The 24,552-nt window shown below is 45.2% G+C and carries 24 protein-coding genes and 1 riboswitch; of the genes, 18 read left to right on the forward strand and 6 right to left on the reverse strand.

Features of this window, described 5'->3' with window-relative positions:
* The first annotated feature begins 175 nt into the window (after positions 1–175).
* The 4 genes from G9G57_RS13715 to G9G57_RS13730 all read left to right on the forward strand — a co-directional run bounded on the left by G9G57_RS13715 (position 176) and on the right by G9G57_RS13730 (position 5,381).
* Positions 176–2,254 carry a peptidoglycan D,D-transpeptidase FtsI family protein gene (locus G9G57_RS13715; RefSeq protein WP_164965073.1) on the forward strand — a complete coding sequence of 693 codons (2,079 nt, stop codon included), beginning with the start codon at positions 176–178 and terminating at the stop codon, positions 2,252–2,254.
* Positions 2,255–2,335: 81 nt separating this feature from the next.
* Complete coding sequence (locus G9G57_RS13720) at positions 2,336–3,085, forward strand: Cof-type HAD-IIB family hydrolase (RefSeq protein WP_013372921.1); 750 nt, start codon at positions 2,336–2,338, stop codon at positions 3,083–3,085.
* Between the two features lie 49 nt (positions 3,086–3,134).
* A complete protein-coding gene (locus tag G9G57_RS13725; protein ID WP_058830393.1) occupies positions 3,135–3,614 on the forward strand; it encodes a DUF456 domain-containing protein in 480 nt (159 codons plus the stop codon).
* Between the two features lie 132 nt (positions 3,615–3,746).
* Complete coding sequence (locus G9G57_RS13730; RefSeq protein WP_164965074.1) at positions 3,747–5,381, forward strand: putative polysaccharide biosynthesis protein; 1,635 nt, start codon at positions 3,747–3,749, stop codon at positions 5,379–5,381.
* A gap of 18 nt (positions 5,382–5,399) precedes the next feature.
* Here the strand turns inward: G9G57_RS13730 and G9G57_RS13735 are convergent, their stop codons facing one another.
* Positions 5,400–6,689, reverse strand: coding sequence for a DUF2515 family protein (locus G9G57_RS13735; RefSeq protein WP_164965075.1), 1,290 nt, complete (start codon positions 6,687–6,689; stop codon positions 5,400–5,402).
* A gap of 235 nt (positions 6,690–6,924) precedes the next feature.
* Between G9G57_RS13735 and G9G57_RS13740 the strand changes: the two genes are divergently transcribed.
* From G9G57_RS13740 to G9G57_RS13775, 8 genes are all read left to right on the forward strand, one after another.
* On the forward strand, positions 6,925–7,269 hold the full coding sequence (locus G9G57_RS13740) for a thioredoxin family protein (RefSeq protein ID WP_164965076.1): 345 nt from the start codon (positions 6,925–6,927) through the stop codon (positions 7,267–7,269).
* A 215-nt stretch (positions 7,270–7,484) separates the two neighbouring features.
* Positions 7,485–8,417 carry a COX15/CtaA family protein gene (locus G9G57_RS13745; protein WP_013372916.1) on the forward strand — a complete coding sequence of 311 codons (933 nt, stop codon included), beginning with the start codon at positions 7,485–7,487 and terminating at the stop codon, positions 8,415–8,417.
* A 130-nt stretch (positions 8,418–8,547) separates the two neighbouring features.
* Complete coding sequence (locus G9G57_RS13750) at positions 8,548–10,314, forward strand: UbiD family decarboxylase (RefSeq protein WP_017427280.1); 1,767 nt, start codon at positions 8,548–8,550, stop codon at positions 10,312–10,314.
* Positions 10,315–10,369: 55 nt separating this feature from the next.
* A complete protein-coding gene (locus tag G9G57_RS13755) occupies positions 10,370–11,089 on the forward strand; it encodes a Cthe_2314 family HEPN domain-containing protein (protein ID WP_016820004.1) in 720 nt (239 codons plus the stop codon).
* A 130-nt stretch (positions 11,090–11,219) separates the two neighbouring features.
* Positions 11,220–11,358, forward strand: a riboswitch (SAM riboswitch).
* 136 nt (positions 11,359–11,494) lie between these two features.
* Positions 11,495–12,517 carry a methionine ABC transporter ATP-binding protein gene (locus G9G57_RS13760; RefSeq protein ID WP_164965077.1) on the forward strand — a complete coding sequence of 341 codons (1,023 nt, stop codon included), beginning with the start codon at positions 11,495–11,497 and terminating at the stop codon, positions 12,515–12,517.
* On the forward strand, positions 12,514–13,182 hold the full coding sequence (locus G9G57_RS13765; protein WP_017427283.1) for a methionine ABC transporter permease: 669 nt from the start codon (positions 12,514–12,516) through the stop codon (positions 13,180–13,182). Before G9G57_RS13760 ends, G9G57_RS13765 begins: the two co-directional genes overlap by 4 nt.
* 74 nt (positions 13,183–13,256) lie before the next feature.
* Positions 13,257–14,099: a MetQ/NlpA family ABC transporter substrate-binding protein gene (locus G9G57_RS13770; protein ID WP_017427284.1), complete on the forward strand. Its 843-nt coding sequence runs from the start codon at positions 13,257–13,259 to the stop codon at positions 14,097–14,099.
* Positions 14,100–14,243: 144 nt separating this feature from the next.
* Complete coding sequence (locus G9G57_RS13775; RefSeq protein ID WP_016820009.1) at positions 14,244–15,008, forward strand: SDR family oxidoreductase; 765 nt, start codon at positions 14,244–14,246, stop codon at positions 15,006–15,008.
* A gap of 91 nt (positions 15,009–15,099) precedes the next feature.
* Here the strand turns inward: G9G57_RS13775 and G9G57_RS13780 are convergent, their stop codons facing one another.
* Positions 15,100–15,345 carry a NifU family protein gene (locus G9G57_RS13780; RefSeq protein WP_013372910.1) on the reverse strand — a complete coding sequence of 82 codons (246 nt, stop codon included), beginning with the start codon at positions 15,343–15,345 and terminating at the stop codon, positions 15,100–15,102.
* Positions 15,346–15,433: 88 nt separating this feature from the next.
* Between G9G57_RS13780 and G9G57_RS13785 the strand changes: the two genes are divergently transcribed.
* Positions 15,434–15,691, forward strand: coding sequence for a YuzB family protein (locus G9G57_RS13785; protein ID WP_013372909.1), 258 nt, complete (start codon positions 15,434–15,436; stop codon positions 15,689–15,691).
* Between the two features lie 75 nt (positions 15,692–15,766).
* Here the strand turns inward: G9G57_RS13785 and G9G57_RS13790 are convergent, their stop codons facing one another.
* Positions 15,767–16,834: an NAD(P)/FAD-dependent oxidoreductase gene (locus G9G57_RS13790; RefSeq protein WP_164965078.1), complete on the reverse strand. Its 1,068-nt coding sequence runs from the start codon at positions 16,832–16,834 to the stop codon at positions 15,767–15,769.
* Positions 16,835–17,036: 202 nt separating this feature from the next.
* On the reverse strand, positions 17,037–18,143 hold the full coding sequence (gene mqnE, locus G9G57_RS13795; RefSeq protein ID WP_016820012.1) for an aminofutalosine synthase MqnE: 1,107 nt from the start codon (positions 18,141–18,143) through the stop codon (positions 17,037–17,039).
* A 371-nt stretch (positions 18,144–18,514) separates the two neighbouring features.
* Here mqnE and G9G57_RS13800 point away from each other — a divergent pair, with 371 nt between their 5' ends.
* Together G9G57_RS13800 and G9G57_RS13805 are read left to right on the forward strand one after the other, a co-directional pair.
* Positions 18,515–18,874, forward strand: coding sequence for a HesB/IscA family protein (locus G9G57_RS13800; protein WP_016820013.1), 360 nt, complete (start codon positions 18,515–18,517; stop codon positions 18,872–18,874).
* A gap of 453 nt (positions 18,875–19,327) precedes the next feature.
* Complete coding sequence (locus G9G57_RS13805; RefSeq protein ID WP_164965079.1) at positions 19,328–21,091, forward strand: ATP-dependent nuclease; 1,764 nt, start codon at positions 19,328–19,330, stop codon at positions 21,089–21,091.
* A gap of 158 nt (positions 21,092–21,249) precedes the next feature.
* Here the strand turns inward: G9G57_RS13805 and G9G57_RS13810 are convergent, their stop codons facing one another.
* Positions 21,250–21,474 carry a helix-turn-helix domain-containing protein gene (locus tag G9G57_RS13810; protein WP_164965080.1) on the reverse strand — a complete coding sequence of 75 codons (225 nt, stop codon included), beginning with the start codon at positions 21,472–21,474 and terminating at the stop codon, positions 21,250–21,252.
* Positions 21,475–21,689: 215 nt separating this feature from the next.
* On the opposite strand from G9G57_RS13810, the gene G9G57_RS13815 reads away from it, so the two are divergent.
* Positions 21,690–22,067: a hypothetical protein gene (locus G9G57_RS13815; protein WP_164965081.1), complete on the forward strand. Its 378-nt coding sequence runs from the start codon at positions 21,690–21,692 to the stop codon at positions 22,065–22,067.
* A 117-nt stretch (positions 22,068–22,184) separates the two neighbouring features.
* A complete protein-coding gene (locus G9G57_RS26230; protein ID WP_257126266.1) occupies positions 22,185–22,313 on the forward strand; it encodes a hypothetical protein in 129 nt (42 codons plus the stop codon).
* 271 nt (positions 22,314–22,584) lie between these two features.
* Here G9G57_RS26230 and G9G57_RS13820 read toward each other — a convergent pair whose 3' ends face one another.
* On the reverse strand, positions 22,585–23,463 hold the full coding sequence (locus tag G9G57_RS13820) for a LysR family transcriptional regulator (protein ID WP_164965082.1): 879 nt from the start codon (positions 23,461–23,463) through the stop codon (positions 22,585–22,587).
* A 146-nt stretch (positions 23,464–23,609) separates the two neighbouring features.
* On the opposite strand from G9G57_RS13820, the gene G9G57_RS13825 reads away from it, so the two are divergent.
* On the forward strand, positions 23,610–24,512 hold the full coding sequence (locus G9G57_RS13825) for a DMT family transporter (RefSeq protein ID WP_164965083.1): 903 nt from the start codon (positions 23,610–23,612) through the stop codon (positions 24,510–24,512).
* Positions 24,513–24,552 lie beyond the last annotated feature (40 nt).

Below are 24,552 nucleotides of genomic sequence, written 5' to 3' on the forward strand. Positions count from 1 at the left end.
TATACAGATATTATTTCAGGCAAGCTTCCCTCAGCCTTAGGGCTGAGGGAAGCTTTTTTTGTTTTTTGTATGTTTTCTTACAAAATTGTCATCTGGGAATTCATCGTTTATTGCTTTGGATATGGTAGGATCAGGAATATAAAAACCTAACTGAAAGGAGTAATGACCAGCTAATATGGACAGAGGAAGTTTGGATAAAAAGTTTTCATTTAAAAAGAAAAATGTTGAAGAGAATGAAGAGTCACGAAAAAAACGGACGGTTTTACGAACCAACCTACTGTTTTTTAGTGCTTTTGTGCTGTTTGCCCTGATCATTACCAGACTAGCTGTATTGCAGTTTATACAATCAGAGGAGCTAAAGGGCCAGCAGCAATCGATAAATACCAAAAATGTCCCGCTAACCCCGAGTCGCGGTACGATTTATGACTCCACAGGTAAGGTTAGACTGGCATATTCCACCTCGGTGCAGTCCCTGTACGTAACTTTGCCTAAGGATTATAGCAAACGTACGGAGAAAGATCGCAAGCCGGGGGAAAAGCTGCTCCCTGAGCTCAATGCTTTTGCTGCCAAGCTTGCTGCCAAATTAAACGAACTGGGTCGTCCCGAAGGAGAGCAGCTTAATGCAGAGGAAATAAAAAAGAGACTGGACCCGGACTATAATCAATATAGGGGATTTACCCCACGTTTGGTCAAATCCGACCTGAGTCGGGAGGAAATCGCTTATTTTCTGGAACATCGGACAGAGTTCCCTGGTGTAGAGGTTGTAGAAGAAAGTGTACGCCATTATGACCCGGATCGGGTGGCGGTACAAACGATTGGATATATGTACAAGTTCAAAGGAGCTCGAACGAACCGGCCCAAATATAAAGAGCTCTATGAAGCGAATTCGGAGGTTTTAAAACCGGCACAGGTGTATTCGGAAAGTGAAACGGTCGGATATGATGGCTTGGAACTTCAGTACCAGGATGAGCTGAGAGGAAAAAACGGATATAAAACGGTAGAAGTCAATCCGCGCAGCATGCCGGAGGGTATTGAATCCATTACTCCTCCGGAAAAAGGACATCATTTATACTCCACCATCAACAAGGAAATTCAGCAGAAAACCGAACAGGCCATTATGGATCAGCTTCGCTCGCTTCATACTCATGCCGTATCAGGGGAGCTTCATCAAGACGCGACCACTGGCTTCGCTGTAGCGATGGAGGTAGAGACCGGAAATGTCGTGGCAATGGCCAGCATGCCGGATTATGACTCTAATGTATGGAAAAGTGGAAGTACCTCGCCTTCGGTATATGACGAAATTCAGCATAAAATGGGAAATGGAACAATTAAATCCGTACCTAGCGGAAAAGCGGGTCCACATCCAGAATCTTCGGTGATTCTGGGTTCAACCATTAAACCGCTAACCGTGCTGATCGGTTTGAAGGAAAACCTGTTTTCTCCCGGACAGACTTATCAGGATACGGGAAGTGCGTATTACGGCAAAAATCGCTCCAGCCGAGTTGGGAACTCTAGCGGACATGTGTATGGTTCTTTGACACCTAGCAGGGCAATTGAGGTCTCGTCGAATACGTTTATGGTGGATATGATCGGCAAGCCACTGTATGCCAAATACGGAAGTAATGCAGGGATGCATCAGGGAATTGATGTATGGGACAAGTATATGAAGGAATTTGGATTAGGCGTTCCGACTGAAGTCGATCTGCCAGGCGAGTGGGCAGGCAGACTTGAGTATACGAGCAAGCATGAAAGTGCGCTGACACGTTTGGTACAGGCATCCTTTGGTCAGCAAGGGAAATATACAGCGATGCAGCTGGCCCAGTATACGACTGTGCTGGCAACCAAGGGCAAGCGAATGCAGCCTCATCTAGTCAGTAAAATTGTGGATGACCAGGGGAATCTCGTACGTGAGTTTAAGCCGAAGGTGCTGAATGAGGTCGCTTTTTCAGATACGTACTGGAATACTGTGATTCGCGGCATGGCTACCGATGTTAAAGCCTTTAACGGATTTCCCTATGATTATGCCCGCAAAACGGGGACTTCTCAGCAGGTGGTGGGACGTACGGTTAAAGATAATGGGGTGTTCATCGCTTTTGCTCCACGCCAAAATCCGAAGCTGGCTGTAGCGGTTATCATTCCTGAAGGGGGCTTTGGTGCGACGAGTGCGGGACCGGTTGCGCGTAAAATATTTGATGCGTATGACGAAGTATACGGGCTTGATGGTAATCCTAAAAAGCCTCCGGTAGCGAAATAAGGACTTGAATACTTTTGTGGGCTTCTCTTTTTCATGGTAAAATGTCGTTGGACATAAGGGACAACAGGAGGAAGAGAGACCATGGGAGAAAACCAATATAAATACAAACTGCTTGCGCTCGACATGGATGGAACTTTACTGAATGATAATCATGAAATAAGCTTGGAAACGATTAACTGGATTAATAAGGCGATTCAGGAAGGGATTCATGTATGCTTGTCCACCGGACGTGCAGCGATGCATGCTTTGCCTTACGGTCAGCAACTCGGCCTGGAGACGCCAATGGTAACTGTAAACGGCAGTGAAGTATGGAAATCACCTCACGAATTGTGGCGCCGCTATTTACTTGATAAGGAGCTTATTCGCAAGATGCACCAGATTGCCGTAGAAACAGGCTCCTGGTTCTGGGCTTACTCAACCGAGGAGCTATACAACAGAGATCGTTGGCCGGACACATTGGACACACAGGAATGGCTCAAATTCGGTTTTAATACGGAAAATGACGAAATTCGCCATCAAATTTTGCTCAAGCTTCAGGAGATGGGGGGACTTGAAATTTCCAATTCTTCGATGACGAATCTGGAAATTAATCCGGCCGGTATATCCAAAGCCAGTGGCATCGCTGAAGTGTGCGACCTGCTCGGCATTACCATGGAGCAGGTGGTTGCCGTAGGTGACAGTCTGAATGACCTGGCTGTGATTCAAGCGGCTGGACTGGGTGTAGCGATGGGGAATGCTCAGGATACGGTAAAAGAAGCCGCTAATGTGGTTGTGGCTTCGAATAATGAGGACGGCATTGTAGAAGTGATTCGAGATTATGTACTTGTGTAATAAAATGATGGTGCACAAGCAAGATGAATAGACGAGAAGGAGGAGGCCCATGGACGTTTTAGGTTGGATTGTTGTCATTGTACTGTTCATTGTGGGCATGGCGGGAGCGGTGTATCCCGTATTGCCGGGGGCGCTCGCCATTTATTTTGCATTTTTTGTATACGGCTGGTTTTTCTCGTTTGCTCCATACAATGCATTGTTTTGGATTATACAAACACTAATCGTCGTTGCCCTTTTTATTGCGGATTATGCTGTGAATGCGTGGGGAGTTAAGCGATTTGGCGGCTCGCGTTTATCAGCGATCCTTAGTACAGTAGGAATCATTATTGGCCCTTTCGTTATTCCGGCATTCGGTCTGATTTTGGGACCATTTATCGGTGCTGTGCTGGGTGAACTGATTGGCAAAGCCCCGCTGGATCGAGCTATAAAAGTGGGCTTTGGCTCCGTCTTGGGCCTATTTACTAGCACCGTGATGAAAGTAATTTTGCAGCTTGCCATGATTATTGTATTCTTGATTTGGGTGTTTTAACCAGAGATTCGTTATTATGATTTGCAGAGACAGAATCGACATGCGGCTCCGCACCGGTGATGGCTCAGGCCATGACTGTTTGTTGCGGGGCTTTTGCATGCATGTGAACAGCAAGAAAGAAGGGAACGCATTTTGTCCAATAAAGAAACATTCCTTAAAGGTACCCTTATTTTAGCCGCTGCCGCCTTGGTGGCCAGAGTGCTTGGTCTGGTACAGCGCGTTCCATTGGAGCATTTGCTCGGCTCCGTCGGGAACGCCTCGTTTACCATTGCGAACAACGCTTATTTGATGCTGCTCACGGTCGCTACGGCCGGCATTCCCAGCACACTGAGCAAAATGGTTTCGGAGCGCTACGCACTGGATCGGCCTGCGGAAGCGCGACGTGTGTATCGTGCGGCTTTGATATTCGCGGCCGTGGCCGGTGTTATCATTACGGGGCTGCTGTATTTTGGAGCGCCTTATTTTGCCGAGCATGTAGCAGGGGTTCCGCAGTCTGCTTTGGCTATTCAGGCTTTGGCACCCGCTTTGCTGTTGTTTCCTGCCATTGCGATGATGCGCGGATACTTCCAAGGACGCGGTAATATGACCGCAGGCGGTATTTCACAGATTGTCGAGCAGGTCGCACGGGTAGCCACCGCAATTCTACTCGCTTTTATTATTTTGAAGCTTGGCTATGGAGATCGTGAGGTAGCGGCGGGGGCCTCCTTTGGGGGTGTCATGGGAAGTCTTGGCGCTCTGGCAGTAATGCTGTACTACACGGTGAAATTGCGTCGTCAGGATCGCCAGGATCGTCAAGAGCAATTCCAAGAGGAAAGCTCCGCGCTACCAATGATGCGCATTTACAAAGATATTTTCAAGCTCTCTATTCCTATCGTATTGTCGTCTCTGACGGTTCCGGCGGTTAATTTTATTGATACGTCGATTGTAGTTAGACTGCTGTCTGGACAAGTGGGATTGGATCAGGCGACTACTCAGTTGGGTTATCTAGGCTCTAGGGCACAGAGTGTGGCAGGCATTCCGCCAATCTTGGCCATTGCACTCAGTCAATCGCTCATTCCGATCATTTCAGCGGCTTTTGCCCGTAAGGATGAACAGCATTTACAAAATCAGATGACGCTTGCCTTGCGCATCTCTATTCTGACTGGAATGCCGATTGTGCTGGCTTTATGTGTGACTGCCTATTCTATTAATGGCCTGCTGTTCAGCTCGCTTGGAGGCAGCGGGATTATCGCTGTTCTGACACTCGGAACGATCTTTCAGATTACGATGATGACCTCTAATTCGATATTGATCGGTATGGGCAAGCCGCGTATTTCAATGGTCAATGTGATGGTTGGGATCGTCGTGAAGTTGGCAGCGAGCTGGCTACTGGCTGGTTGGCTAGGGATTTACGGAATTATTGCCGCAACCGGATTATGTTTCCTCGTCATTACGTTGCTGAATTTGCGTGTGCTGAAAGGTATTGTTTCCTTCTCAATCATGGGCCGGCGCTGGGCAGGCTTCCTAACCGCAGTCGTTGTCTCGGGAGCTATCGGGTACGGAGTAAATGAAGCCTGCATTTTGCTGGTACATCTGATGCCTGCGCGTGTAGCCTTCTTGATTGCGTGCTGCATTGCCGGAGCGGTTGTACTGGTATGCTACTTGGTATTGCTGGTTGTACTGCGCGTATTGCGCAGGGAAGAGCTGGGTAACTATCCGCGCGTGTTGCAGAAGGTATTGCGTCCGTTAATGCGCCTACAGCGTGAGTCCACTGGACAACGAGGCTAAAAAAGCCCTCTCATCTGTTCAGTGAAAGGACCTTAAGCTGTTATGAGCATCATGGGCCATTGCTGTTTTTTGAATGCCGTGGCGATGCTCATGGCGCATAGCAAATAACAGAGGCCGTCTTGGTTCACTGATATGCCCAAGTGTAGAACCGTCCTGAAACCAGTCATAACGGGGAATCGGATCATAGGCTGTATCTGACCAGACGGCGTTCAGTTCTGGGCTGTACAGACGTTGACTTGGCGGAAGCCATTCATGTGCTAAAAGCGTTGCACTCTCTTCTGGAGAGCGCAGCGCTTTTTGTTCATTTGGAGTGAACAGTCCCGGCCAATAGTCGCTGCGAGAACCGGTATGCGGCACACTGGCAGCAAATGCGGATGCCTGATCCAGTACCTGCTGATGGCCAAATAACAAAGCGTAGAGACTTTTGCCAAAGCCGATCCGCTCGTCCAGATGGCCGAAACGCTCCATGACAAGTCCGGCAAGGCCACCGTTTAGCCCAAGCGGAAATATAACTTGGTTGAACTGAAGCCAGTCATGCAAATAAAAGCCCGGCTTGTGTGTCACAAATTTTTGAAAATACGGATCTTTCACGACACGTCCTTCAATATAGTTTTGTTCATTAATAATGAGCGCCACCGTCAAAAGAGAACTATCCCGCCAAGCCCAGAAACGTTCCCAAAAGGGCTTCATGAATGGCGAAACGTGAAAATAGGGCAACAAATGGAAGCAACTTCGTCCCAAATGACGGCTGTGCATGTAAAGCTGCAACTGTGGATAAGCGTCTTGAAAAATAAGAGCGTTACAGCGCTCAAGTAGCCGATACAGCCACTCCTTTTCCTGTTCGCCGAACAGGTTGCCAATGAGCTCCCCCTTCAGGTCAGTCATATTATAGCCGCCATTACGAGAAACCAGATGGGCCAGTAATGCCCAGTGTAATTCCGGGTAGCCACGATAGCATTCAAGGTAAGCGGCAGTGCGCGTGATGTTGCTGCGATTCTCCTGTGCTGTATCGTTCTTGATCCGCTCCAGCAGCTCACAGTCTGTTTCGCATAAGGGCATATTAAGAGAAGAGGGACGCGTAGCGGGTCCGTTCACCAGCATTAATGCTTCAACTTCATTCATGGCGGCTTGTGCCGATTGATAATCCCACGGCAGATCACGTAAGGGATAGCGTAATTTACGGGATTCGGTCCAGGCCGCACGTTTGCCCTCCCATGCCTCCTCCGCAAAACGCGGAACGGAGCCGAGTAGCTTGAGCCCTCCCTGAAGCTGTCGAGATGCCACATGGAGCCATTCAGTGAGAGACATGTTTAAATAACCTCCTTTCAAGTGCAGGCATCCCCGTATTCCACTAAGTATGTTGGGTATGCTGTTAGAATGTCGTCGCTTATGTGGATTCTTAAGTATATCTTTAGTATGCCTCAATGAGAGGGCTTCCAATCGGCATGTGAGCATAATAGGGGTGTGTGCAAAAGCTTCACTTGGCGTTACAATAGAAACTACAGGATTTCCTGCATAAAAGAAGTTCAAGGAGGAATTATGTATGCAAAAAATCGTCTCTCAAGAAGACTTTAATAAGGCAATATCCACTTCAGGTGTAACGGTAGCTGTGTTTAAGGCGAACTGGTGCGGAGATTGTCATTTTATTGATCCGTTCATGCCTGATGTGGAACAACAATATGCAGACAAGCTTACATTAATTGAAATTGATGTAGAGCAGGCCGAAAGTGTCAGTCAAGAGCAAAATGTTCTAGGGATTCCCAGCTTTATCGCTTACAGTGAAGGGCGAGAACTGGTACGTCTGGTGAACAGGCTGCGTAAATCCCGCGAGGAAATCGAGCAGTTTTTGGACCGGGCTGTAGAAGTCCATGCTAACTTGGCAAAATAAATGATAACGGTATGTATGAGGGCTCCGAAGGGAAACCTAATCATCACGCTATACAGAAAGCCGCTTCCTTTTGAAGGAGGCGGCTTTCTTACGGACACGTTCACATTTTGTCAACAAAGCTCGTATGTCAAGGAACGATATATCAGTTATAATTACTTTAAGTGATCATTTCACAACATCTAAAGTGAATAAATATTATATTTGGAAGGATACGGGTGAATTCATTGAATAACAAAATTAGAATATTAAAATGGCTGGCACTCGTAACATGTATTGTCATGTTTTTGGCTACCTTCGGTGGAGGTGTCGTGACGCGAACGGATTCGGGTCTCGGCTGTGGACGAGAATTCCCGCTTTGTAATGGTAAGCTGGTTCCGGCACATACCATCGCGTCCCTTATTGAGTTCTCTCATCGCTCCGTCAGTGCCATGGCCGGAATTCTTTCTATCGCCTCGTTTGTCGGCTTTTTGCTGTTTATGAAGCATCGGAAGGATTTACAGCTATTCTCGTTGCTTACGCTATTGTTTGTTATCATACAAGGTGCGATGGGGGCGTTGGCTGTCATCTTCTCCCAATCGGCTGCAGTCATGGGACTGCATTTTGGCTTTGCGCTTATCGCTTTTGCCAGTGCGACTATGATGACGCTGGGAGCCTGGCAGGAGCATGCGGATTCACGCTACACTCCACGTCTGATTCCTGGGCGTGTCAGTCGGGGCTATCGTAACTTTATATGGCTATCAACGATCTATACCTATATTGCTGTTTATTCAGGAGCGTTGCTTAGTCATTCGGTCATCCAGAAGGTTGTAAATATTGGGGGCTTCATATCTCCACTGCTGCTTCATCAGATTTCAGCCGGACTGCTGTTCGTCATTATTTTGGCTGTGGGTCACTACTCGTACCGTTATCACCCGAATCACCGGGATATTCGTACCCTAGGTGTCGTATCGGTCGTATTGATCATACTTCAAGTGGTGATTGGCATTATCCTGCTGTACGTCAACAGACCTGAAATTTATATGTTTATCGTGCTGGGACATATGCTGGTGATTGCATCGTTGTTCTCCATTTTGGCTTATCTGAGCTATCGTGTATGGCAATTGTCACCGGACCGCAAGCTTGTTCCGACCCAAGCACAGCGTACCTAAGCATTTCGTAGATCATAATGAAACGTATTTTTGCCCAAGAGGCGTTGGAACACGTATAATAACATCATAAGAAACAAACCAGGCCCACGAGTTTCTCGAGGGCTTGATTTGCTTAGGAGGAATCATCCAGTTGATCTACCAGAATTTGCGCCAATTTATTGAAGCGCTGCGAAAAGAAAATGATCTTAAAATTATAGAAGCACCTGTCGATCCTTATTTGGAGTTGGCTGAGATCCACCGAAGAGTCATTGAGGAAGAGGGTCCGGCACTGCTGTTTACCAATGTCAAAGGAACCCCGTTTCCTGTAGCCAGTAATTTGTTCGGCACGAATCGCCGTGTGGACATGGCTTTTGGCCCTCGTCCAGAGCAACTGATGGATGCAATTGTAGGTGCAACCAAGACGCTGCTTCCACCTACACCCAAAGCGTTGTGGAATGAACGTGGCCTGATTAAGGACATGCTAAAAGTAGGACTAAAAACAGTATCTCATAACGAAGCTCCTGTATTGGGCGTTCGCCGTACGGATGCTCCGCTGGCTCCGCTGCCTAGAGTAACCAGTTGGCACGAGGATGGAGGACCGTTCATTACGCTTCCGCTCGTGTATACCGAAAAGCCAGGTCAGTCTAAGGACCATAATTTGGGGATGTATCGCATCCAGATTTATGATGATCAGACGACAGGGATTCATTGGCAAATCCATAAAGGCGGCGGCTTCCATTATCATGAGGCAGAGCTGCGTAATGAGCCGTTGCCTACGACGATCATCATCGGTGGCCCGCCTGCTCTGATTGCGTCTGCCATTGCTCCTGCCCCGGAAAACTTGCCAGAGCTCTTGCTGGCTTCTCTGATTATGGGGGGCAAGCTGCCCATGACAGAAGACCCGCTTGGAGGCCATCGCATTCCGGCAGAAGCCGAGTTTGCGATCAGCGGCTATGTGCCGCCTCATGAACGTCGCCCGGAAGGGCCGTTTGGCGATCATTTTGGCTATTACTCATTACAACATGATTTCCCTGTGTTTCATGTCAAACATATGCATCACCGCAAAGATGCCATTTATCCGGCAACCATTGTAGGTAAGCCACGGCAGGAAGACTACTATCTCGGCGAATTTTTGCAACGTCTGTTGTCGCCCGCCTATCCGCTTGTGATGCCTTCCGTCAAGTCGTTATGGGCATATGCAGAAACAGGTGTACACGCGCTGGCAGCGGCAGTCGTACGTGAAAGCTACTCCCGTGAAGCGCTGGTATCCGGCTTTACCATTCTGGGTCAAGGTCAATTGTCGTTGACCAAATTCCTGATGCTGACGGATCGGGTGATCGATTTATCCGACTTTAACCTGTTGCTAGAAACCATTTTGGAGCGATTTAATCCAGCCAGAGATTTGTTTATTTTTAACCATACGTCTCACGATACACTCGATTACACGGGCCGCAAGCTGAATCACGGCAGCAAGGCGATTCTGATGGGGGTAGGCGAGCCTGTGCGTGAATTGCCTCGCGTTTATGAAGGCGGCGATCTGCCGGGAATTCGTGAAATCGAACCCTATTGCGGAGGTTGCCTCGTTATATCCGGCTCGTCCTTTGAGCAGGAGCCTGAACTCGCTGCGCGTGTATTGGAGCGATTAGCTGCGGGTGAGCAAGAGTGGCCGCTTGTCTTTATCGTGGACGATGCCAAAGAAGTTGTTCGCTCCCAAGCCTCGTTCCTGTGGACGGTATTCACACGCTTTAACCCGGCTACAGATATGTACGCCGACAGCGAAGTACGTTTGCATCACCTGAACTATAAGCTGCCGATTGTAGTGGATGCACGTATGAAGCCAGGCTACCCTGATGAGGTGCTACCGCGTGAGGATATAGTTAAGCTTGTAGATCAACGGTGGACGAGTTATTTCGCTTGACGCCAATTCAAGCATCTAACAGCCGGATTTTACAGATATGAAGGAGGCGTGAAGCATGATACGCAAGCTGTTGGGCGAGCCCCCACGTGAAAATCATGGCGTCCTGCTGGATGCCATGAATAGCATGTCAGACATGTTACATTTGCTGGAACGGCAAATCCAGGCCAGTGGTGATCCTACCCATGACTTTCGGAAGGCGGATATTTTAACACGTGGTCTGATGTCGTCTTTGGATGAACTGGAGCAGAGCCATCATGCTGCCGCCTTTTTCCGTATGAAAGTGAAAGCCGGATACGCTGAAGATATGAGCAAGGATGAAAAATCCGATTATGCTTTGTATGTTTTCTTTTATAAGGATGGGTTTGTGCGGGTATTCTCTATTTTGGATAAGCTTGGTAATTGGATGAATGATTTGTATGATTTAAAAACAGGGCAGTATAAGGCGCATTATTCGTATTTTACCGTGTTGAGACAGCTCAAATATCTCAAAATGCATCCTGTATTGACTGATAATTTAAATGATATCAAGGACACATACAACGATGCCATCAATCGCTTGCGTAAGCGTCGAAATACGGAAATACATTATATGAACACGGAAATGCAGGACGATCTCTGGCAACGTCACCGTGCTTTATATGGAAAAATCCAACTGGAGGATCTTGATCACCATCTGGAAGATTTGCAGCAGGGCTTGGAAATGGTATGCCAGTCGCTATCAAACGCATTTTCTTATACTGCGAAACAATGGGAGAACCGGGCAGTGCGCCCATAATTATGACAGAAAATATCCTTTGACAAAGCAATGTAAACTATCTATACTGAAACCTAGTTTCAGAAAAATGCTTGAATTATTTTTTTTATATAAACTTAACGGACAGCTAAAGCTGGAGTTTAACATATTTTTCTTATCCAGAGAGGTGGAGGGACTGGCCCGATGAAGCCCGGCAACCCGTTCTTTCCCGGTGTAATGCACCGGGAGGGAACATATGGTGCTAATTCCTACAAAACCGCTAGAGTTATAGCGATTTTGGCAGATGAGAAAAGGTTCGCAAGGTGGGGCCCTTTTCATTCTGTGAAAGGGGCTCTTTTTTGTATAAATAAATAGTGATTTTATACAATCCCGAGAGATGACAACTGGTTAACAGGGTAAGAAAGAAGTGAAGGAGGTCGCAGCACGTTGATAGAGATTAAGCAATTAACCAAGCATTATGGTAAAGGTAACCGACGCGTTAATGCGTTGTCCGGGTTGAACCTTTCTATAAAGCGTGGAGAAATATTCGGGGTGATTGGTCATTCCGGGGCGGGCAAAAGTACGTTGATCCGCTGTATTAATTTATTGGAACGCCCTACTTCAGGCGAAGTATGGGTAGATGGGGTTAACCTTGTGACTGTGAGTCAAGCCCAGTTACAGAAGCAACGCCGAAAAATCGGAATGATTTTTCAACATTTTAATTTGTTGTCTTCGGCGACAGTGTATGACAACATTGCATTTCCATTGCGGCTAGTAAATACCCCAAAGCAGGAGCTAGACAAGAAAGTTCGCGAGCTGCTGGAATTGGTGGGACTAAAAGAACACAGTGGAAAATATCCGTCACAGCTCTCAGGTGGACAGAAGCAGCGGGTAGGGATTGCACGGGCACTGGCTAGTGATCCGCATGTGCTGCTGTGTGACGAAGCGACGTCTGCGCTTGATCCGCAGACGACAGGGTCTATCCTGAAATTGCTGTTGGATATTAACCATCGCTTTAATTTGACCATCGTATTGATTACTCATGAGATGCATGTCATTCAAAGTATATGTGATCGAGTTGGCGTCATTCATCAGGGCGATATCGTGGAGCAAGGTCCGGTGGCGGAAGTGTTTTTGAAGCCACAGCACCAGGTAACTAAGGACTTTATCCAGCGGGAGGCAGAACATCCCGAGGAGTTACAAGCAGCGATTGCTGCCGCAGGAAGCGGCGAATCGGCACAGGTGGTACGTATCTCCTTCTTGGGCAGTAAAACTTATGATGCAATTCTATCGCGTACGGCTCGAAGTACAGGTGTTGATTTTGCAATCTTACAGGGCACCATCTCTACGATTAAAAACGTACCGTATGGACAGCTGATCGTTCGTTTTGAAGGAAACCATTCAGATATAGAACATACGCTGCGCGAAGTGTCAGGGCAAGGACTCGATGTGGAGGTGATCGGACAATGAGCGAACTTGATTTTTCGCAAGTGAGTTGGGAAGAGCTAGGGAATTCTACTCTGGAAACCCTTCAGATGCTCGGGGCATCTGCATTGTTCACCCTCGTTATTGGTTTGCCGCTCGGTATATTGTTGTTTCTGGCAAGCCGTTCCTCGTTGACTCTGATGAAGGTGATATACGTTGTATTATCTTTCGTCGTTAACATTTTGCGTTCCGTACCATTTATCATCTTGATCGTCGCACTTATTCCTTTTACACGATCGTTGGTAGGTACCTCGACCGGGGTGCTGGGAACCATTCCGCCATTGGTTATCGGGGCTGCTCCTTTCTTCGCACGTCTTGTCGAAACGTCACTACGTGAAGTGGACAAGGGTGTCATTGAAGCTGCACAAGCGATGGGGGCTTCGACAGGACAAATTATCCGGCGTGTGCTGTTACGTGAGGCACTGCCGGGCCTGCTCGCCGCATTAACCATTACCGTCGTTACACTCGTATCCTACACGGCAATGTCCGGTATGATCGGGGGCGGTGGACTGGGTACGCTGGCAATCAACTACGGCTATTATCGTTATGAAACGGCTGTAATGATCGTTGCGGTCGTGCTGATGATCGTATTGGTACAATTGCTGCAAATGGCGGGAGACCGTCTCGTGCGGCATTATACTCGAAAATAGGGAAAACATATAGATATCCTTATTGATCAGGACGTCTGATCCTGAATATTACAAATTATTGGAGGGGTAACAACATGAAGAAATGGGTATTGGCTGTATTGAGCTTGACATTAATTGCGGTACTGGCTGCTTGCGGTACAAAGAGCACAACATCGGATACAAACAATGCGGCCGAAAATACAGGCGGGTCACCGCGTGAAGTCGAGCTGAAAGTTGGAGCTTCTCCTGTGCCACATGCGGAAATTTTGGAAGCGATCAAGCCTCAGTTGGAAAAAGAAGGGGTTCGTCTTCAAGTCGTTCAGTTTAACGACTATGTACAGCCGAACGTACAATTGTTTGACAAGCAACTGGATGCTAACTTTTATCAACATGTACCTTACCTGAATGTGATGAATAAAGAGCGTAAAATGGATCTGGTTTCTGTTGGCGCGGTTCATCTGGAACCATTCGGTATCTACTCCCAAAAATATAAAAAGCTTGATGAACTTCCAGACGGTGCAACAGTAGCGATTCCGAACGATGCGACCAATGGAGGCCGTGCATTGTTGCTGTTGGAGAAACAAGGTCTGATCAAGCTGAAGGACGCAAGCAACATTGAAGCTACCGTAAAAGATATTACTGAAAACAAGAAAAATCTGGAATTTAAAACTTTGGAAGCAGCTATGCTGCCACGTCAGTTGCCTGAAGTGGATATTGCGTTGATCAACACGAACTACGCTTTGGAAGCCAAGCTGAATCCGACCAAGGATGCATTGGCACTGGAAGACAAAGATTCACCATATGCTAACGTACTGGTAGCACGTCCTGATAATAAAGATTCCGAAGCGATCCAAAAACTGCTTAAAGCTTTGCAATCTCCAGAAACTAAAAAATTCATTGAAGACAAATATCAAGGCGCAATTATCCCTGCATTTTAAGCAGAAACTAAGAATGCGCTGAACGTAAACCCCAGCTTCTCTTAAACAAGAGGACTGGGGTTTCCTTTTTGGTTGGAGTTGTAGGGATTGCTTAAATATTTTATACTTGGGGGTGACCGTTCTCTGTGAAGAGGAGGAAAACTGTTGAGAGACAAAGTCGCACTCATAACGGGTAGTGCCAAAGGTTTAGGTAAAATGACCGCTCTGCGTCTGGCTGATGAAGGTTGTGACATTGCCCTGAATTATGTCCATAGCCAGGCTGAAGCCGAAGCGCTTAAGCGGGTAATTGAGTCTAAGGGAGTACGCTGCCTGTCTTTACAAGCAGATATCTCGGTTCAGGAAGATATCACCAGGCTGATCGGTGAAGTGCAGGATCGGCTGGGCGGAGTCGATATTATGGTGAATAATGCTGGACCGTTCATCCGGGAACGCCGTCTGTTTGCGGATTACAGTGTGGCTGAGATTCATGCCATGATACAGGGGAATCTGGTCGGTACCATGTTGCTGGATCATTTGGTATTGCCGCACATGCGTAGCCAGCAATGGGGACGTATTATTCATTTTGGCTTTGGTCATGCTGGAGAAGCAAGGGCTTGGCCGCATCGCGCCGTCTACGCAGCTGCTAAGGTGGGGCTGGTGTCTTTTACGAAGTCACTGGCTGTAGAGGAAGCTCCCCATGGCATCACGGTCAATATGATCTGTCCCGGGGATATCCGAGGAGCGAACAAGGAAAAGTCGATTGCCGATGTCATCGGCATGCAGGATACAGAGACACCGCGTGGGCGTCCAGGAAGCGGAGAGGACATTGCGCGAGTGATCGCCTATTTGTGTGAGGAGCATTCGGATTTTATAACGGGTAATATTATGGATGTGTCCGGAGGATTGGACCCCATTCGGCCAACCATATAAGATCGAGAGATCCTTTAGACGTTGTAACACAAAAAAGAGTCTTGAGCTTCGTTACCGAAGTCAAGACTCTCTGATCATTATGCATCAAGCATTAGAATACTTGTACCACTTCTTGGACGCCTTCGACTTCTTCGAGAAGAGCGCGTTCAATCCCTGCCTTCAGCGTAATTGTAGAACTTGGGCAACTGCCGCAAGCACCTACCAGCTTCAGCTTAACGATGCCGTCTTCAACGTCAACCAGCTCAACGTCACCGCCATCGCGTTGCAGGAACGGACGGAGCTTATCCAGTACGTCTGCTACTTCATCATACATCTGAACGCTTTGTGCTTCGCTCATTAGAATTCAACTCCTTTCCTATACCTTATTTATTATATTACAAAGCGGGCCAAATTAAAATGCCCGTCATCCAAAGCAGGTGAAAAAAATGTTAAGACCTATTATTGAATTTTGCACCAGTAATATGCATTTTGGTACCGATGAGATTATGGCTAAACTGGAACAGAATCCAGATTATGATGTGATTGAATACGGCTGCCTAAGCAATTGCGGTCAGTGTAACGCTGAGCCTTATGCGATGGTTAACGGTGAAATTGTATCCGCAGATTCAGCAGAGCTTCTGTACGAAGTGATTCTAAACAAAATTAAAGAAGCCGAAGCATGGGACAACCTGGATTTGGATTGAAAATAGAAGTCATCGATGCAACAACAAAGAAGACCTGCTCTGGAAGCAGGTCTTCTTTGTTTGTTGAGTATCCAATTAGCCAAAATGGCGTTTGGACTTCCAGAGCACACCGCTCTTCAGCAGACGCGGCACTCGTCCACGCAAAGAGGTACTGCCCATAAAGCCATAACCAAACCCGGCCTTCTTGCCAAGTGCACCTAATGTACCACGTAGCTTTAAAGGATGCGGGTGAGGCGTTTGTCCTTTCCACAGGTCGCGTACAATGTGGGCAATCTGCTCACCTTGCACCTCTGCCGCCTGAGCGCTTGGAGAGTAAGGAAGGCTCGCACAGTCTCCGACGACGTACACTTCAGGATGATCCGGTATTTGATAATTTTCATTTAGCACGATGCGACCCTGAGGGTCTTTAGGAACTGCTAAATCCTGCACAATTTTAACGGGCTGAATCCCGGCTGTCCATACTACCGCATCGGTCATAATTGGCTCATCACGGTTGTAAATAGCCCCTGGCTCAATACGGGAAACCGCAACGTGATTCAGCGCATTCACTTGATGCTCCTTGAACCAGGCATGTACATAAGCAGACAAACGCTGCGGAAATGCTGATAGTACCCGCTCGCCCCGATCCATAATCGTAATATTCAAATCCGCGCGGCTTTCACGTAACTCCGCAGCAATCTCGACCCCACTTAGACCGCCACCTACAATATGGACATGTCCATAAGGCTTGATTTCATTCAAGCGCAGATACGTTTGGCGGGTATGATTAAAGGATTGGATCGTACAGCTGTATTCTTCAGCTCCCGGTGTATTATGAAAGCGGTCAGTACAACCTAGCGCGATGACAAGCTGGTCATAGGGCAAAGGCTCACCGTCTTGAAAATGGACCATTTTATTCTCAAGATCCATCGAAGTGACCTCTCCGTATTTGCGAATAAGACGTTGTTCATCCGGAAAGTGTACCCGCAAATCAAAATCAGATACGGTACCTGCCGCAAGGGCATAGTATTCTGTTTTCAGCCCCTGAAAGGGCATCCGATCCACTAAAATAACTTGAATATCGTCGGGAATGTGTTTATCCAGCAATTCTTTGGCAATGGTAAGGCCGCCATAGCCGCCCCCTAGAATAACGAAATTTTTCATCAAAATCCGCCGTCCTTTCGTTACCGTGTCCCCGGCAAATGGTCTGGTGTCTTGTCGATCTAGCACAAGTTTTGTTGTTGTAAAGCCCGGAAAGGGGCCTGCCTTTAGCAGACAGACCGACGTGTTCCGGGGCAGCTTGAGGCTGCTTGGTGTGAGTAATGGGGATAAAATGCACGCGGGAAATCTGAATCCGATGTTACACTTATTCGAAAACTTCGATTTCGTTATAGAAGGTGTCACGTTCTACAGGTATGCGTCCAGCACCTTTGACCAGCCAGATTAGCTCTTTGCGGGTCAATCCGGCAGGAGTCAACGCACCTGCGGCATGGCTGATCTGCTCGCGCACAATCGTGCCATGGACATCAGATGCGCCAAAGGTAAGAGCGACCTGCGTCAATTGCGGACCAATATTAATGAAGTAAGCTTTAACATGGTCGATATTGTCCAGCATCAAACGGCTGATCGCAATGGTTTTGAGATCCTCGTAAGCAGAGTTGCGGCGCATGATGTTGGCGTTTTTGCTTTTCGGCTGCATGGACAGTGGGATAAATACCATAAATCCATTTGTTTCATCCTGCAATTCACGAATTTGCAGCATGTGCTCAATACGATCCTGATAAGTTTCGACTGAACCGTACAGCATCGTCGTATGAGTTTTCATACCGAGATTGTGGGCCGTACGATGTACTTCAAGATAGCGGTCCACATTGGCTTTGGTAACACGCATCTTCTTCCGATATTCATCAGATAAGATTTCCGCGCCACCACCAGTCAGAGATTGAAGTCCTGCCTTTTGCAGCTCTTGAAGAACTTCTTTAACACTCAAGCCGCTTATGCGTGTGAAAAAGTCAATTTCCGCTGCAGTGTATGCTTTCAGTGTAACGTTGGGATACTTTTCATTCAGTGCCTTCAATGAATCTACATAGTATTGGAAAGGCACATGATTATTATGACCGCCGACGATATGGAATTCTCTTACGCCTGGATGGATATGTTGCTCTACATAATCAATCATTTCCTGCCCAGACAACGTATAAGAGCCTTCCTCCCCCTGATCCTTGCGGAAATTGCAGAACGCGCAGCGCGCTTCGCATACATTGGTGAAGTACAGGCTCATGTTTTCGATAAAATAAACCTTTTTACCGTTCTTGCGTAAATTAGCTTCGTTAGCCAACTGGCCCAGTGTGAGAATATCGTCAGTTTCATACAAATATATACCATCTTCGAGGTTCAAACGAATCCCGTTTTGTACCTTTTCTACAATTTCCGCCATTCTGCGGTCTGTAAAAGGTGTAACTAATGTGGACATGCCTATTCCTCCTTCAAGTTGCTCTGTGCGAGGCTGTCCGCCGAATTAGCGGCACAAGCGCTTGATGCGCACAGGATGTCCCGTTCCGTCGGTAAAATCCGGCAGCGCGGATATACGATATGTGAAAAATGTTACAATGCCAGGCTACAATGATGGATGTCTCATAATTTCGCCTTTGAAATGACAAATTTCCGACAGTTTCTTTAACACACTCTTCACCTATTATAAACCTCACACCACTGGTGTTCAATACAAACGAGTAGAAAAAGAGGTGTTTAAGCCTGTAACGGAAGGACATTCCATGACTTGAGCACCTGCAAATAAGAGAGTATACTGAAGGGGAGCATGAAGTAAAAGAGGAGGATGGAGCTATGATTAACATCACCGATTCCGCTGCTGAACGCCTGAAAGAAATGCTGGAGCAGCAGGAAACGCCGAATATGTTTTTACGTCTGGGTGTTACGCCAGGTGGATGTACTGGATTTTCGTACGCCATGGGCTTTGACGACAACGAGACGGATCAGGATATATATATGAATGTACAGGATATGAAAGTAGTCGTGGAAAAGGATAGTATCCGCTATCTGGACGGTCTGGAAATCGACTTTGAAGAGTCTGGTATGTCTGGCGGTTTCACGATTCATAATCCGAATGCTGTAGCTACATGCGGCTGCGGTTCAAGCTTCCGTACAGCTACTGATGCAGGAAAACCAAGCGAAGAACCTTGTTAATTATGTATTAGGTTTGCTTGTCCTGCTCGGGATTTCAAACTATTGATTCTAAATTTTATAAGTAAAATTAATAATCATGGCCTTTTGAAACTGTGCTTGATACTGGACACATTTCAAAAGGTTTTTTAGCTTTGGTAAAAAGCTCTTATCATACTATAGGATAGGCCTAAAAGCTTTTACAGAGTATCAAATATCAGTCGAATACATAAGGGATAACAATTGAATGTATAAAAAACTGATAACCAAGTAGGCACAAGGATCTAATATTTATTAATTGGAGAAATTATTGACTTTCACTCTACTGTAAAAGGTACTAAATATAAAAAAAGAAAAGAAAAAGTTTAACAAAAGGAAACATATTCTATTGTTTTGCAATGTATAGTATTTTAGACCTACTAGGATGAATGATTAGGTCTATTAGGTATGTCTATCAAAAAAAGGAGAGTCTTAAGTATGAAGTTGGCGGAATTAATAATTGAGAACTATCGTGGTATTGGTTCTAATGGGGTAAGAGTAAAAATTGATAATATTGTTGTTTTAATTGGCAAAAATAATGTTGGTAAGACAACAATATTATCAGCATATGAGGCATTTGCATCAACGGGCGCTGCGTTAAAAATTAAGGATTTCCATAACGAAGATATTAAAAATAAGCCTCGAATCACGGGGGTTTTCATTGACATTAATGAAGCAGATAAAATGGCTGGAAAGTGGATACATGATGATGGAGAATTAGGTTATAAAAATTGTATAAAAGCTCAATACCAATGGTCTGCGCCAGATGTAGGTGGTGAAAAGTTTTCCTATGATCCTACAACTGGTCAGTATGAAAAAGGGGGATTAGGGGGGTTAGACACCATTCTAACAAATAGAATTCCTACACCGCTTAAGATATCACCATTGGATGATCCTTCCGAACTGGAAAAGAAAATACTTGAAATACTAATAGATGCTATTAAACAGAATACAAAAAAAGATAAGTCGAAAGTTCAACAACTTCTAGGAGATATTAAAAAGTTAGCAGAAGATGTTCAAACAGAAATATCAGAAGAATTAAGTAATTCCTGTAATATGGTTTCCGAAGAAATGATGAAAGTATTCCCTGAAGCAACTGTAATTCGAATTGACCCACAAGCAAGCAAAATTGAACCTGACAAACTTATAGGTAGTGGAAGCTTTATACGTTTAGGAAATAGTGACCAACATTTAGCTCCACTTTCTAATCACGGTACTGGCTTGCAGCGAACTTTTTTGTGGTCAGCCTTAAAGATGCTTGCAGATACAGGAAGACATCAAGTAAAAAAGAAGCCAGTTGGAATAGGTACAAAAAAAATATTATTGTTAGAGGAACCTGAGGCATTTTTACATCCAAGTGCTATAAGAAGCGCTATGGAATCATTATATGCAATTGCAGAACATGAAGATTGGCAGGTAATGGTTTCAAGTCATTCCTCTGTTTTCATTGACTTAACTAAAGATCACACAACTATTATAAGAATCGAAAAATCCCAGGATACTCAGCACGCTGTTAATACGTTTTCCACAGATGAAGCACAATTTACCGCTGACGACAAAGAAAATCTCAAAATGTTAAATTACTGCAACCCTTATTTTAATGAATTCTTTTTTTCATCCCATAACTTACTTGTTGAAGGAGAAACAGAAGTTACTGTTGTTAAAGCTCTCATGCAAATGGGGAAAATCGAAAAAGATTGTATCCATGTTATTAATTGCTTGGGGAAGGCAAATATCGTTACTGTTTCCAAAATTCTAAACCACTTTAAAGTCAATTATAGTATCATTCATGATTCTGATAATCCTAAAGTACTACGAAAGGAGAAGTACATAGTTAATTCAATGTGGACGATGAATCAAAATATTATTAATGAGATTAGCGTAGGTAAAGCATATGGTTTAAGCATAAAATCATTCCTATCTGTTCCTAATTTTGAAGGAGAATATTTTGATGGTTTTACAGGAGGATCAAAACCATTCGGTGCATGGAGTATATTATTTGAAGAAGGTAATGGTGTAGCTGATAGATTGGCTCAGATAATTCATAGTGTGCTTGGGAATGAAAATAATTGTATGGTTGAGTATAGAAACATAGTGGATTTAACTAGAAAAGTAAGTAAATATGTGAAAGATAAAGGTCTAACTGGTGAACCATTATGGGTAATAGCAGACCATGACATAGAATCCGTTGTTAACGAGTAGATATATTATTAATTGAAATTTATCTGCTAGTTTAAAAACTTCATAGTGTACTTCTTTTTAATAGTAAAAGCAGAATAAATCGTAAGCAATTGAGTTTAACATAAAAAACACATAGTAAGTTATAAAAATAGCGCTACCCCAAAAGGTTAGCGCTATTTTTATATATCTAACGGTTGTTCCTCTATAAACTCTACAACCTCTTCAATTTTACAATCCAATTCCTCACATATACGTGCAATGACACTCATTGCTACAAATTCCCCATTAGACATTTTAGCCAAAGTCGATGGTGATATTCCTAATTGAGTACGAAGGTAGGTTCGTGTTTTATCTCGTTTAATTAGAGTGATTTCCATTGGTTTATAACTTGGTTTTAATCCCATAAGTAATCCTCCTCTATTATTTATTATATGTACTTAAATCTTAGAGAAGTCAAACTTAAATTACAATAATGCGTACATTTTATTTGATAAGTGTTGTGATTTATAACGAAAAGATGTATTATATGTTTAAGAAGTCGTACATTAATTACATATAAATATAATATTTGTTCTTTGTTTAACAAAAGATTAATGAAATAGGAGATGAATGATTTTTTATGACTGGATCAGTTGAATTAAAGCGAGCTGTTATGGTGTGTGGACTTGATGATGATCCTCTTATGTATGAATTATTTGAGGGAGTTCTGTATAATCGTAACTATTTTTTTTATCTTGAACATGGGATATTATGTCTGCGTCATGTACGAAAGGTTGAACAGCCAGATCATCCACAACTTTATGTAGATGGGGAAAGTGGGGGTCTCCAATTAGCGAAGAATGTGCAGCGTGAGATTATGGAAGTCGTTACAGAAATGATCGAGCGTTTGCGTAGTAAGGACGGATTGGCGTTTTTAATGGATGAATTGCTATGGTTGCATGGCCGAACCCATATTGAGCTTAACCTTGTAAAAAACAAAGTGACACCTCACGACTAATATTTTATTCTCCTTTTCTCACTCTTTATATTCCAATTTTCCTATTTATGATATAATAATTTGGACAAAATAACCGGTGGAAGATACGGCGAAGCTAGCCCGAGAGGGGGTGACGCCGTGTCATTTGATCTAATCGTGAAGATTCTTGATTTTGTGCTGAAGTTGGTCAGTATTACTACTGGTCTTAAGGCTTTGGTTCAATCCTGGAAACAATCACGAAAAGACAAGAAAAACCACCGGGAATAGGTTTGGCCTCCTAGCAATCCGGTGGTTTTTCGTACGTAGTATGAAATTCTCGCCGTGGTCGCCCACCGGCCTTTGTCAGATAGTCGCGATGGTGGTACATCGCGGCTATTCTCATTTTACCCACATGTCATAGTTTATATGACATGTGGGTAAATGATATATCTTCTGTTTCCAGTATAACATAGGGCTGTTCCCTTTTCTACAAGTGGTGATAGTTGCCACACGCAGCTTTTCCTTGTATTCGATGATTTCATAATTCTGCATATATGCTCTATTGCTTCAAATCCGTAAACAGCTCCTGTGCAGTACGCACAAATAACTGAACAGCAAGTGAAGCATTGGGCAGGGACGGTACAGCGATACCGATTTGACGCGTAATTAGAGGCGTGGTTTCCTTGACGGTCAGATCATGGGGGAACGTGGATAAGGCGAGTGAAGAGACAATTCCCATACCTAGTCCTTGTCGGACCATGCTGACTAGGGTGCTGATATTGTGAGTAATGAATTGTGCCTGCAACTGACTTTGCTCGCGTTCAAAACCTTCCATAATGGCGACCTCATGTCCACCTTTACAAAAGATCATCTCCTGTTGATTCAAGTCTCGGATGGCGATTTTGTCGTGCGATTGAAAAGGGTGACCGTCAGGCAGCAGAATAACCATGTCATCCTGACATAAGGGGATTACATCTACCTCAGAGTCTGGCAACAGGATGATTCCCGCTTCAATTTCTCTGGTATGTACCCACTCCTTGACTTCATTCGTGGAACCTTCGTGTAAATCGAAAACAAGGTTCGGATAGTGCTGACGAATATGATCAATAATCGGGGGCAGAAAATAGGCCGAGGCAGAAGGAAAGGCACCAATCGTGATCGTACCCACATCTAAGCCTTTTTCAGCGGCCACCTGCTGCTGCACTTTTTCCATGCTTTGCAGCATCATGCGAAATTGCAGTAGTACTTTGTGTCCAATATCTGTCAGGAGCACGCCTTTTTTTCGATCGCGCAGCAATAGCTGGACATCGAGCTCGTTCTCGATACTGGCGATGGCATGGCTGACCGCAGGTTGCGTCATATGCAGCTCATGGGCAGTTTGGGTAAAGTTTAGTGTTTCAGCTACGCGAACAAAGATCATAATCTGAGTAATAGTCATAAGTGAAAAGTTATCTCCCTTATTGAAAACATTCATTTTATTTATTAGTGACCACAGTATAAGCTAGTAAAGCAAAACTTTGCAAACGGCTGTTCAGATTTTAGTCGTAAGCAATGCGCAATGAAATTCTAAGGAGAGAGACATCTATGAAAAAATTAACGCCTAAAGCTACGTTGTGGCTTGTCTTGATATTAGTGATGGTATGGGGGATCAACTGGCCGTTGACCAAGCTGGCCTTGCCAGATACGCCGCCGATATTTTTTTCGGGAATCCGCACGCTGCTGGGTGGTGTGATTCTGCTGTTGTTCGCTATGCGTAATCGGAAAACCTTACGCCTTAGACAAAATGCGTGGACATATCTTGTGCTGGCTATATTTAATATTGCAGGCTACTATGGCTTGCAGACGGTAGGACTGCGTTATTTGCCTGCTGGATTATTTTCCACTTTGGTATTCCTTCAACCGATCTTGTTGGGATTATTCTCCTGGCTGTGGTTGGGAGAGCGTATGTTTCCTCTGAAGGTCATTGGACTGGTACTCGGTTTTGGCGGAGTGATCGTGATTAGCTCAGGCGGAATGGCAGGTCATTTGTCTGTGCTGGGCATTGTGTTGGGGCTAGCCTCGGGACTGTGCTGGGCGCTCGGAACGATTTATATGAAGAAAAAAAGTAAACAACTGGACTCCATTTGGGCGGTGACGATGCAACTCATTTTGGGAGGGATCATACTCAACGGGATTGGGTTTACGACCGAGAAATGGAGCGATATCCACTGGACAGCCTCCTTTATCGCGATTCTATTGTTTATTTCAGTATTCGTGATTGCGATGGGCTGGATGATTTATTTTAAGCTAATCGACAATGGGGATGCAGGAACCGTCGGCTCATATACGTTTATGATTCCGGTGCTATCCACACTCTTTAGTATGGTCATGCTCAGAGAGTCCCTCACTTTGACATTTGTAGTGGGGTTGGTGCTGATTGCAGGTAGTGTGTATTTGGTAAATACAGCTTCTCCCGGAAAGCGAGGCGAACCAAAGCTCGAAGGCTAATGAAACGAATTCCTGTACAAATGCTTAGAAAATATAGAAT

The sequence above is a fragment of the Paenibacillus sp. EKM211P genome (genome assembly GCF_011066175.1).
In the GTDB taxonomy this organism is placed as follows: Bacteria; Bacillota; Bacilli; order Paenibacillales; family Paenibacillaceae; genus Paenibacillus; species Paenibacillus polymyxa.